The organism is Lamprobacter sp. (assembly GCF_034860625.1).
Classification (GTDB): domain Bacteria; phylum Pseudomonadota; class Gammaproteobacteria; order Chromatiales; family Chromatiaceae; genus Lamprobacter.
Genome location: NZ_JAYESN010000138.1, coordinates 1 through 9,562 on the forward strand (window position 1 = coordinate 1; position 9,562 = coordinate 9,562).

General features: G+C 64.3%; 13 protein-coding genes. 8 read left to right on the plus strand and 5 right to left on the minus strand.

Going from position 1 to position 9,562, the window contains the following annotated elements; translation table 11 throughout:
* The 4 genes from VBE63_RS21505 to VBE63_RS21520 form a co-directional block, all read left to right on the plus strand.
* A partial coding sequence (locus tag VBE63_RS21505; RefSeq protein WP_323685068.1) for a heme-binding protein occupies window positions 1–208 on the plus strand: 208 nt, incomplete at its 5' end.
* 335 nt (window positions 209–543) lie between these two features.
* Window positions 544–1,116 carry a flavodoxin gene (locus tag VBE63_RS21510; RefSeq protein WP_323685069.1) on the plus strand — a complete coding sequence of 191 codons (573 nt, stop codon included), beginning with the start codon at window positions 544–546 and terminating at the stop codon, window positions 1,114–1,116.
* A 57-nt stretch (window positions 1,117–1,173) separates the two neighbouring features.
* Window positions 1,174–2,745: a (Fe-S)-binding protein gene (locus VBE63_RS21515; RefSeq protein ID WP_323685070.1), complete on the plus strand. Its 1,572-nt coding sequence runs from the start codon at window positions 1,174–1,176 to the stop codon at window positions 2,743–2,745.
* Window positions 2,742–3,131 (plus strand): Rieske (2Fe-2S) protein, encoded by a 390-nt coding sequence (locus VBE63_RS21520; protein ID WP_323685071.1) that lies wholly within the window; start codon window positions 2,742–2,744, stop codon window positions 3,129–3,131. Before VBE63_RS21515 ends, VBE63_RS21520 begins: the two co-directional genes overlap by 4 nt.
* An 82-nt stretch (window positions 3,132–3,213) precedes the next feature.
* Here VBE63_RS21520 and VBE63_RS21525 read toward each other — a convergent pair whose 3' ends face one another.
* On the minus strand, window positions 3,214–4,401 hold the full coding sequence (locus tag VBE63_RS21525) for a 4Fe-4S binding protein (protein ID WP_323685072.1): 1,188 nt from the start codon (window positions 4,399–4,401) through the stop codon (window positions 3,214–3,216).
* Between VBE63_RS21525 and VBE63_RS21530 the strand changes: the two genes are divergently transcribed.
* Window positions 4,400–4,930, plus strand: a complete 531-nt coding sequence (locus tag VBE63_RS21530; RefSeq protein ID WP_323685073.1) for an amidase family protein — start codon at window positions 4,400–4,402, stop codon at window positions 4,928–4,930. The two genes, VBE63_RS21525 and VBE63_RS21530, sit on opposite strands and share 2 nt — an antisense overlap.
* 117 nt (window positions 4,931–5,047) lie before the next feature.
* Here VBE63_RS21530 and VBE63_RS21535 read toward each other — a convergent pair whose 3' ends face one another.
* Together VBE63_RS21535 and VBE63_RS21540 are read right to left on the minus strand one after the other, a co-directional pair.
* Window positions 5,048–5,320, minus strand: a complete 273-nt coding sequence (locus VBE63_RS21535; RefSeq protein WP_323685074.1) for a hypothetical protein — start codon at window positions 5,318–5,320, stop codon at window positions 5,048–5,050.
* A gap of 110 nt (window positions 5,321–5,430) precedes the next feature.
* Window positions 5,431–5,955, minus strand: coding sequence for a metallophosphoesterase family protein (locus VBE63_RS21540; protein ID WP_323685075.1), 525 nt, complete (start codon window positions 5,953–5,955; stop codon window positions 5,431–5,433).
* A 170-nt stretch (window positions 5,956–6,125) separates the two neighbouring features.
* Between VBE63_RS21540 and VBE63_RS21545 the strand changes: the two genes are divergently transcribed.
* Window positions 6,126–6,773 carry an alpha/beta family hydrolase gene (locus VBE63_RS21545; protein WP_323685076.1) on the plus strand — a complete coding sequence of 216 codons (648 nt, stop codon included), beginning with the start codon at window positions 6,126–6,128 and terminating at the stop codon, window positions 6,771–6,773.
* 82 nt (window positions 6,774–6,855) lie between these two features.
* Here VBE63_RS21545 and VBE63_RS21550 read toward each other — a convergent pair whose 3' ends face one another.
* Together VBE63_RS21550 and VBE63_RS21555 are read right to left on the minus strand one after the other, a co-directional pair.
* The gene (locus tag VBE63_RS21550) at window positions 6,856–7,392 is read right to left on the minus strand and encodes a lipocalin family protein (protein ID WP_323685077.1); all 537 of its coding nucleotides are present in this window, start codon (window positions 7,390–7,392) and stop codon (window positions 6,856–6,858) included.
* Between the two features lie 85 nt (window positions 7,393–7,477).
* On the minus strand, window positions 7,478–7,876 hold the full coding sequence (locus VBE63_RS21555; RefSeq protein ID WP_323685078.1) for a DUF2784 domain-containing protein: 399 nt from the start codon (window positions 7,874–7,876) through the stop codon (window positions 7,478–7,480).
* A 350-nt stretch (window positions 7,877–8,226) separates the two neighbouring features.
* Here VBE63_RS21555 and VBE63_RS21560 point away from each other — a divergent pair, with 350 nt between their 5' ends.
* Window positions 8,227–8,766, plus strand: a complete 540-nt coding sequence (locus VBE63_RS21560; protein WP_323685079.1) for an N-acetyltransferase — start codon at window positions 8,227–8,229, stop codon at window positions 8,764–8,766.
* Between the two features lie 10 nt (window positions 8,767–8,776).
* A partial coding sequence (rsgA, locus tag VBE63_RS21565; RefSeq protein ID WP_323685080.1) for a GTPase RsgA occupies window positions 8,777–9,562 on the plus strand: 786 nt, incomplete at its 3' end.

Sequence of the window (9,562 nt, forward strand, 5' to 3'; positions counted from 1 at the left end):
CGGCCGCCTGATGACGGTGCTGCAGTACTCCGGCGGCTGGGGCGAATCCAACTATCGGTCCCATGAGGAGCAACTGCTCAAGGCGGTGAGTGCCGCTGGTCTGACACCGCTCGGCAAGCCCCTCTATGCCCGCTACAACTCCCCGTTCTCGCTGCCGTTCCTGCGCCGCAACGAGGTGATGGTTGAGGTTGCAGAGCCGGATCAGTGAGCCCTCGACCGGGCGCTACGCTGAACCAGCGTGGTCACTGTCAGGACCCCGCTCAGTCCAAGACGGTTGTCGGCTTCGCCACAGGCTCAGGCACGCTGAGCAGCGACGTTCACCTGTCGATTGCGATGACACCCGGTCGTCCAACGACTCAGATGCGACGGCGCCATCGATCAAGTTCCGCATTGGCCTCAGTGGCTTGCATGATTCGTCAGCTCCTGCGCGCGTGACGCCAGTGCGTAGGCGTCGATGTGGCGCGAGTCTTGCTGTCTTGACTGGCTCATCACCAAGACGACAACCGGGCTCCCAAAGGAGCGACACAGGTTCATGGGGGCCACATGCGTCAGATCGGCATCTTCTTCGGGACCGATTCCGGTACCACCCGACTGATCGCAAAGAAGATCGCGAAGGCGATCAAGGCGCGCCACGGAGAGGGCGTGGTCGCAAAACCACTGAACGTCAATCGCGCCAGCGCTGATGACCTGCTGGCCTTCAAGGCACTGATCCTCGGCACACCCACCTATGGCGAAGGCCTGCTCCCCGGCAAGGCCAACGACACCGATGAGGCCGCCTGGCTGGAGTTCCTGCCACAGCTCGACGGCAAGGACTTCAGTGGCACCCGGATTGCCCTGTTCGGGCTCGGAGACCAAGAGCGCTATCCGACCCACTTCTGCGACGCCATGATGCACCTGCACAGCCTGTTCTCCAAGGCGGGTGCCCAACTGGTGGGCGGCATCGACACCGGCGGTTTTGAGTTCAAGCGCTCGCGGGCCGTCATTGATGGGCGCTTCGTCGGCCTGGCGTTGGATCAACACTTGCAGTCATTGCTGACCGACGCACGCATCGACGCCTGGCTCGACGAGGTCCTCCCGCTGTTGCTCGAGGTCTATGAAGCGCCGGTGCCAGCCTAGTCACGCCCTGGGTATGGCTGCGCCCTGCCCATCTTTTCGGTCGGAGTTGATCATTTTATGAAGACGGTGCTGGACTGGTCCGCCTACCAAGATGCCGGCATGGGCGACGCCTATGCGGACATCCCAAAGCAGGGTGGCGACTTCGCCAAGGCGGTGGCAGTCTGCATCAACAGCCGCCAGTGCGAGACCGAGACCAGCAAGGGCGTCATGTGTCCGAGCTTTCGCGTCACTGGAGACCCAGCCCTGTCCACCGGTGGACGGGTGCGGTTATTGAAAGCCGCCCTCAATACCGGCTCGGCCGATGCTCACTCGGCTGATGCGACCCAACGCGAGGCCAGCCTGCTCGATGCAGCCCTCGCCGACCCAACCCTCGCTCGTGCGATGGACCTCTGCGTTGCCTGCAAAGGCTGCAAGCGCGAGTGCGAGAGCAACGTCGACATGGCATTGATCAAGAGCGAATACCTGGCGCAGCGGGTGCGGCGCGACGGTCTGCGCTGGCGAGCACGCCTCTTCGCCGCACTGCCTGACTGGCTGTCGCGCTATCGACCTGCCGTGCGCTGGCTGATCGGGATGCGCAACCGCCACCCTTGGCTGGCGCAACTGGGTGAGCGCTTGCTCGGCATCAGCGCCGAGGTCCCCTTGCCGGAGCTCACGCGAACGCCCTTTACGGCCACCCCGGAACCCGCCGCCGCACCCGTATCCGCGCTGACCGAGGCCACCTCAGCGTCGCGACCGGAGGTCGTGCTCCTGGTCGACTGCTTCGGCCGCCACTTCGAGCCCGAGATCCCGCGCGCAGCGCTGCGCGTGCTCAGGGCTGCCGGCTACCGCGTCCACATCGCCGAGCCTGCCAGATCGGACCCGAACCCGAGACGCCCGCTGTGCTGCGGGCGCACCTATCTGGCTCAAGGCCTCGTGGAACAGGCTGCCGATGAGGCCAGGCGCCTGCTGAACGCCCTGCTGCCCCACGCCCGCGCCGGGCATTGGATCATCGGACTCGAGCCCTCCTGCCTGTTGAGCCTGCGCGATGACCACCTCGCGCTCGGGCTTGGTGACGCAGCGCGAGTCGTGGCCGAGCGTAGCCTGTTGCTGGAGGAGTTCCTGGCCAAAGAGCTCATGGCCAAGCGCCTCAAGCTGCCATTCGCTGATGCGCAAGCGCACGGCAGCGGCACCACGCTGGTGCACGGCCACTGTCACCAGAAGGCGGTGGGCGCGATGAAGTCGATGCGCAAGGTGCTGAAGGTCTTACCGGGCCTGACGCCGGAGATCATCGATGCCGGTTGCTGCGGCATGGCCGGCACCTTCGGCCTGGAACAGGAGCACGCCGAGCTGTCCCGACAGATGGCCGAGCTGGCCTTGCTGCCGCAACTGCGCGCCAACCCGAGCGCGCCCGTCATCGCCAACGGCTTCTCCTGTCGGCAGCAGATGCGTGCCCATACGGCACACCGCCCTCGCCATCTGGCGCAAGTGCTTGCCGATGCCCTGGATCTGGAAATGGAGCCGTGGCAGGAGGTCGCTACGCAGCAGGCTGTCGAACAGAACAGAGCAAAACAGAACGGCTGGGCTTGGCTCCGGCATCATGGCTCCGCACAGGCAAAGCAGGGCCGAGTGAGCCAAGTGACTGAGCGATGAACACAGCATCCACCCTCAACAGGTCAGCGCGCGAGCGACGCAAGCTGCTGGTCTGTGACAGCGCTGAACTGGCGGATCGTCAGCATCGCATCATCCCCTTGCTGTTCAAGCAGCACCCGCAGACCGCGATCGTGCTGCGCTACGAGGACCAGGTCTACGCCTACCTGAATCAATGCGTGCACATGGTGCGGCGCATGGATTGCATGAACGACGCCGTCTTCGATGCACAGCAAGGGCACCTGCGCTGCTCCATGCATGGCATTGCCTTCGATCCAACCTCCGGCGAATCCTTGAGCGTGCTCTGCTCCGGCGAGCGACTCGAGCCCCTGCGCTGCGAGGAGATCGACGGCCAGGTCTACCTGATCGATAAACGGGTGACAGCTTAGCCGTAAACAGGGCGATGCGTGATGCATCAGAGCTTGGGCGCGGGAGTGTGGCTCGCGACTGACCGCTTTGAAGCCAAGCCGATCAACGCTGTCGGCGCAGGCGCTTAACACCCCGACGCAGCCCGTCGGCGATGAACGGCATCAGTCGACCCTTGTCCCAGAGGATACGCGCGAACAGGGCATTGCGATCGCGCGGTGGGCGCGGGCACTTCGGGCGCGGCACCAGTGTCAACGCCTCTTGCTCGCACGCCTGCAGACAGGCACCGCAGCCGAGACAGACCTCCGCGTCCACCTGCGCCCAGCGCTGGTCCTTGGGCAGGGCACGGGCTTCGTCGGCCAGGCCGATGCACTTGGCATTGCAGGCACGCAGACAGGCGCCGCAGTAATCGCAACGCTCGGGATCGACCGCGGCGAGAAAGGGCGTCTTGGCGATGCCCTCGTGAAAGCCCATCTGCACGCCGGCCAACAGCTCGCAGCAACAACGACAGCAGTTGCAGAGGAACGACGGCTGCTCACGGATGTTATCGGTGATGTGCGTCAGCCCAAGCGCACGCGCCCGGTCGAGGATTGCCAGCATCTCCTCAGCACTGCGCGGCTCGGCCATGCCGCGGCGCACCAGGAAGCGCGCGCCCTCGCCGAGCACCATGCAGATCTCCTCCACCGGCGCGCCTTGTTGGCAGCTCTTGCCCTCATGCGCCTTCTTGTGCCGGCAGAAGCACAGGGTCACCGCGTGGAACTCGGCCTCCTGGATGATCTGACGCGCATCTTCCCAAGCCGTGATGCGTGACTGCACCGGGATCTGGTCCTCATAGACCAGCGCTCGCGTCAACGGCCAGCGGCTGCCGAAGAACTCGCCGGCCTGTCCGTCCTTGCCCTGTTCGCGCAGGTACTCGGACATCAGTTGCGCCAACTCCGCCTGCGGCAGATCGCCGCGATCGCGCATGAAGCTGAACTCCATGAAGCCGATCAGCCCCGGCACCAACAGATAGTAGGTCTCATGCCCCACCGGCAGGTCCATCACCAGCCCTTTGTTGGCCATCGACTCCAGAATCCCATCCAGCTCGGCCGCCGGCAGGCCGGTGCGCTCGACCAGTTCGGCCTGGGTGGCCTCGGTCAGCGGAAAGCGCGCCGCCACCTCGGCCTCACGCGGATCGAACAGCAGCGCGAGGATCTGGCGCAGGCGCGGACTGTCGACCAGGCCCACCGGGTAGCGGTTGAGACGGTCGATCAGCGGCACCAAGGCCGATTTGTCGTTCAGCAGATGTCCCATGGTGGCGCCTCTTGCGCAAACGCTGTCAGATAACGTCCCCATCCGCTCTCTGGAGGAACTGGTGGCGAGCAACCCATTCTTGCCGCAAAGCGCTGGGGTGATGCAGTGGGCCATGGCTGTCGACGCTGATCCTGGTTCGCAACAGCCGCCCTGCGTGGACGTCCAAGGCGACCCGCGACGCAAGGCCTTGCTTGAAGCCGTCCTCGCCGCGATGGATCAGCACCAGATCGATGCGATTCTCTACCCCAGCTGGAGCCATCCGCCCCGGCGCATTGGCGACAGCGAGAGCCCGCACGGCAACAACAGCCCCGTCCTTGCGCCCCATACCGGGCAACCGGCCATCACGGTGTCGATGGGCTTCACCGACAACGGCCTGCCGCTGGGCCTGCCACTGCTGGCGCGGCCGTTCGACGAGCATAAGCTGTTCCAGTATGCCTACGCCTATGAGCAAGCGACCCAGCACCGTCGGCCGCCGCCCGGATTTGGTCGCCTTCAGCCTGAGGCGTTGTCCACGACCTTAGCACGCTAGCCACCGATTGCTCGCGTGACTGTGGCGCGGTCCACCTTGGCCTATTCGCGGAGGCTGTCACTCCACAATCGGATTGGACTGCAGCGTTCGCGAAAGACCGCTTCCGGAGCCTCAAACTCAGTCTCTTGTTTTGGCAACCGTGCCATCTGGCTTCAGTGAGCAATCGAAGGTTTCCACTTGAGTGCCGGTCATCGCACGGATGCTGATGCGGTGATCGGATACCTCGGCGATCCCCTCGTACTGGCTGCCGGGCGGCAGGCTGGGCTGATGCGACTCGAAGCAGTCGCGGCCCAGGGTTGGATCAACATCCTGAGGTGGCTGTTGCCGTCCGCAAGAGAGTAGCGTTGCTGATGAAACGACAACGGCGATGATCGGCACAGGGATTTGCATGCACAGTCTCCAAGAGGTTGCTTGCTCTGAAGTGTAGCGACTTCCGCCAACGTCCTGCGTGACCGTCGCGTCAGGGGACTGCGACAACGAACAACAGGTCGGCCGTAGGACTATCGACCATGGTGTTTCAAGGGCTCGAAACGCTCGATGCGCAACGCCCAGCGATGCTCAGTGGCGTCGAGCACCAGACAGGAGGGTCCGCCAAAGGTCCGTGCCCGGCCCGCAGCGCCGGGATTGAGCACCCAGGGCTCGGCATCGCGATCGGCGATCAGACGGTGGCTATGCCCATAGACAATCGCACGCGCCTGCGGGAAGCGCCGGCGCAGACGCTCATGGCGATTCCGGGCGGCGATCTGATGGCCGTGGATGACCGCCAGCGTTCCACCGGGTAGCATCAGATCCTCGTGCTCACGCAGGCCATCCAGGACGTGCGCTTGCTCCGGCGGCCACTTGCGTGGAATGTCGTTGTTTCCGATCACGGCAATGACCCGTCCCTGACGGGGTCGCAGGCGCTCCAAGACGTCAGCGTTGCCGATGTCCCCGCCGTGAACCGCCAGATCACAGGTCGCCACCAATGCTTCCACCCGCGCGTCCAAGTGGGCGTGGGTGTCGGCGAGAATGGCTACGCGAAGCATGGCACTGATGGGTTGGGCTGCGGGCCAGGATCACCGAATCGCCAGCAATCCCTGCCAGAGACCCAGATTGAGGGTCGCGCGGATCTCGATTGCCGTCATCGCGGTTCCGACTGTGGTTGCGGGATACTGCTTCGAACCGACTGGTGCTTGGATCATGAGGCCGCCACGCGATGTCTGACAACCCCGAAAACGCGCACGATGTATTGACCGATGGGCCGCCGGATGCACGCTGGACCCTGATCCTGGCCCATGGTGCGGGTCAGGGCATGGATGCACCCTTCATGGCGCACATCGCTCGTGCGCTGGGCCGAGCAGGCTTGAGGGTGATCCGCTTCGAGTTCCCGTACATGACCGAGATCCAGCGCACCGGCAGGCGCACATCACCGAACCGCGAGCCGGTGCTGCTGGAGCGCTGGACTCGGATCATCGACCAGGCGCTTGGCGCCGGTACCGACGCGCAACGCCTGCTGATCGGCGGCAAGTCCCTAGGCGGGCGCATGGCGAGCCTGATCGCCGACGAGCGCGCCGCCGGGCTGGTCTGCCTCGGCTACCCGTTCCATCCGGCGGGAAAGCCGGATCGGCTGCGCACCGAGCATCTGCGGCTCCTGCGCTCGCCGACGCTGATCTGTCAGGGTACCCGCGATCCCTTCGGCACGCCGGACGAGGTCGCCGGCTATGCGCTTGCTCCATCGATCCGGCTGACCTGGATCGAGGACGGGGATCACAGCTTCAAGCCGCGCCGGCAATCCGGGCGCACTTGGATGCAGAACCTGGATCAGGCGGCAGGTGCCGTCCTTGGCTTCGTCGCGACGCTGTGAGCGCGAGCCGTCAGTCCTTGCAGCGTGCGAGTTCCAACCAGGACTCGGATGCGCGGAAGAACCTCAGGCCGCCGGCCTCCCGTCAGGCTGCGACCTGTTGCTGGGTGGGTCTGACGCGCGCCGCCTCGTAGCCTTGTTTGACAGCGATCGCCATGGCCTGCTCAAAGTCGTCGGGTTCGATATGCGGGGTGCGGGCGATCAGCCAAAGCCGCCTGCGGCTCGGTGTGCCCATCAGCGCCCATCGATAATCAGGGTCCAAGCCGATCACCCAGAGGTCGCCGCGAATCAGCTTGAAGAAACGCAAGATCAGCTTCGAGCCACTCGGGTCGGCGGGATGAACGCTGCCGGTGACCTCGCTGCGGCGCATCCCCGCCTTTGCGTTCTGAGCAACGGTTTGGACGCTGAGACGCCCGTCAGGACCCTTGGTATAGGTCGCAGTGACATTGACGCTGTGCTGCCAAGGGCCGTCCGCCTCGAGATTGGGCAGCCTGGCCACTTCGAACCAGGCCCCCAACAGCCGATCGAGATCGACCTGAGCCACGGTCGCAGGCGGCGGGCGGGATTTGCCGAGGCGCCCTGGAAGCAGCGCGCGCAAGGCGAAAAGAAGGCGTTTGATCATATGGGGGGAATTGGGCGTGCAGGGCGTCGAAGCAACCCGCGCTTCGATGCGGTTGGCGCCTCGCCGATGCGCTCGCTCGCCTCGATCACTGGAGCTTGCTGGCTCGTTTCCGCCTCCAATCATGCCAGTTGAGTACAACCGACACGACCAGCGCCATCAGCGCCAAGCCGACAACCCAAACGTCGATGAGCATCGGATTCCACGACGCCCCCGTCAGCGCGTCAGCGTAATATTTGATGTAAGACGCCGGCAATCCGGTATCGCCGAGGGCGGCTTTGATCTGCCAATGCCAGTCGGTCAGCGGGCAGTAGCCCCAGCCGAACCAGGCGCCGAGTCCAACCCAGGAGCCGAGCGTGAGCACAACCACCAGCAGGTGCAGGCGCCGGGTGTGTTGCCAAACCCAGCCGGTGAGGATGAACAGCACCAGGGCCGCGTGCAGCAGGAACAGCGCTTGGTCGAGCAACCGTAAGGTGGAAACGTCCATCGTGACCTCCAGTCCGACCGTCAGGGGTGTTCTACCCGCAATGGAGTATCCCTAAGACGCTGTATAGGAATTTTTGCTTAAATTTCTGTATTTTATAGAGATCCATGAAACTGAAAACTGACTATTTTCAGTGCCTTAAATCGCAGAGACTGTCCAGGAAGGGCAGTCTCTTGTCCAGGAAGGGCAGTCTCTAAGGGTGGTTGTGATCGATTCCAACGCATTCGGTACGCTCGAAGCGCGCTGGACCTCAGCCCATGATCGGTACTGAACTCGGGTGAGCTGTGCGCGAAAGAAGGGGGCGTACTTGGGGGTACCCTAGAAGTGACTCTCCATTCAACGGAAACCATAACATGCCGTTTTTGACCGACACTCAAGGCCGCGAAGAGGCCATCATCGAGCTGTTCCGCACCACCTTCACCGCATCCGAGGGGGCAGAAGAAGGCACCCTGATCGGCGATCTAGTGCGCAACCTGCTCGCCAACACGGAAGAGCAGGATCGGTTCGTCTTCATCGCCGAGGAAAACGGTGCCCTCATCGGCGGCATCCTCTTCTCAAGGCTGACCTACGAGCAGGATCAGCGGACCGTCTTCGTGCTTGCCCCGGTTGCCGTGGCGACGGATCAGCAAGGTCAGGGCATCGGGCAACGGCTGCTGAACCATGGTTTAGCCGCGCTGCGCGGCGCCGGTGTCGACATCGCGATGACCTATGGCGATCCCGGCTACTATGCCAAGGTCGGCTTCAGGCCGATCAGTGAGGCGGATGCACCAGCCCCCTTCAAGCTGAAGCATCCCGAAGGCTGGCTAGCGCAGTCATTGAGAGACCGGCCGATGACTCCGCTACAAGGTCCGTCCCGCTGCGTCGAAGCACTCAACGATCCGGTCTTTTGGTAGGACGATCCGCATGGACTCCGACGACGTCGGTCATTGTCACGACAGCAAGCACCCCGACTCCGTCAGCCATGATCCGGCGTTGCTCGCCGCACTCGGCTGGCAACCCTATTTCGCCGAACAGACCAGCCCAGAGGGACTCTCAGCAACGCCCCCCGCCCGCGTCATCGCGGTGCATCGCAGCGGCCTGCAGATCCTGGGCGCTGGCCTCGACGAGACCCTCCCACCGCGCGCTGATGCCACCGTCGGTGACTGGCTGCTGCTCGATCGTGCACAACCACGGGCGAGTCGCCTCCTATCCCGCACCAGCCTGATCAAGCGCCGCGCGCCCGGCACCGAGCGGCAGGTGCAACTGATCGCCGCCAACATCGACACGGTCTTCATCGTCACCTCCTGCAATCAGGACTTCAACCTGGCCCGGCTGGAACGCTATGTGTCATTAGCCTTCGAGGCTGGGATCACGCCGGTCATCGTCCTGACCAAGGCCGATCTGGTGAGCGATCCGCCGAGCTGGATCGATGCCGCTAGCGGGGTCTCCGAGCGGGTCCCGGTGGTTGCGCTCGATGCCCGCGGCAACGACCCTCAGGCCAAGCTGTCGCCCTGGTGCCAGCCAGGCCAAACCGTCGCCTTCCTCGGCTCATCCGGTGTCGGCAAATCCACCCTCACCAACGCCCTGGCCGGCACCGAGGCCATCGCCACCCAAGCCATCCGCGAAGACGACGCCAAGGGCCGGCATACCACCACCCGTCGCGAGCTGCACCTGATCCCCGGCGGCTGCCTGGTGCTGGACACCCCGGGC

Excerpts from the sequence above, each read along its gene's own strand:
- VBE63_RS21520 (WP_323685071.1), top strand. The coding sequence starts at position 2,742 with ATGAACACAGCATCCACCCTCAACAGGTCAGCGCGCGAGCGACGCAAG.
- VBE63_RS21535 (WP_323685074.1), bottom strand. The coding sequence starts at position 5,320 with ATGCAAATCCCTGTGCCGATCATCGCCGTTGTCGTTTCATCAGCAACG.
- VBE63_RS21540 (WP_323685075.1), bottom strand. The coding sequence starts at position 5,955 with ATGCTTCGCGTAGCCATTCTCGCCGACACCCACGCCCACTTGGACGCG.
- VBE63_RS21555 (WP_323685078.1), bottom strand. The coding sequence starts at position 7,876 with ATGGACGTTTCCACCTTACGGTTGCTCGACCAAGCGCTGTTCCTGCTG.
- VBE63_RS21530 (WP_323685073.1), top strand. The coding sequence starts at position 4,400 with ATGGTGGCGCCTCTTGCGCAAACGCTGTCAGATAACGTCCCCATCCGC.
- VBE63_RS21560 (WP_323685079.1), top strand. The coding sequence starts at position 8,227 with ATGCCGTTTTTGACCGACACTCAAGGCCGCGAAGAGGCCATCATCGAG.
- VBE63_RS21525 (WP_323685072.1), bottom strand. The coding sequence starts at position 4,401 with ATGGGACATCTGCTGAACGACAAATCGGCCTTGGTGCCGCTGATCGAC.
- VBE63_RS21510 (WP_323685069.1), top strand. The coding sequence starts at position 544 with ATGCGTCAGATCGGCATCTTCTTCGGGACCGATTCCGGTACCACCCGA.
- VBE63_RS21550 (WP_323685077.1), bottom strand. The coding sequence starts at position 7,392 with ATGATCAAACGCCTTCTTTTCGCCTTGCGCGCGCTGCTTCCAGGGCGC.
- VBE63_RS21515 (WP_323685070.1), top strand. The coding sequence starts at position 1,174 with ATGAAGACGGTGCTGGACTGGTCCGCCTACCAAGATGCCGGCATGGGC.
- VBE63_RS21545 (WP_323685076.1), top strand. The coding sequence starts at position 6,126 with ATGTCTGACAACCCCGAAAACGCGCACGATGTATTGACCGATGGGCCG.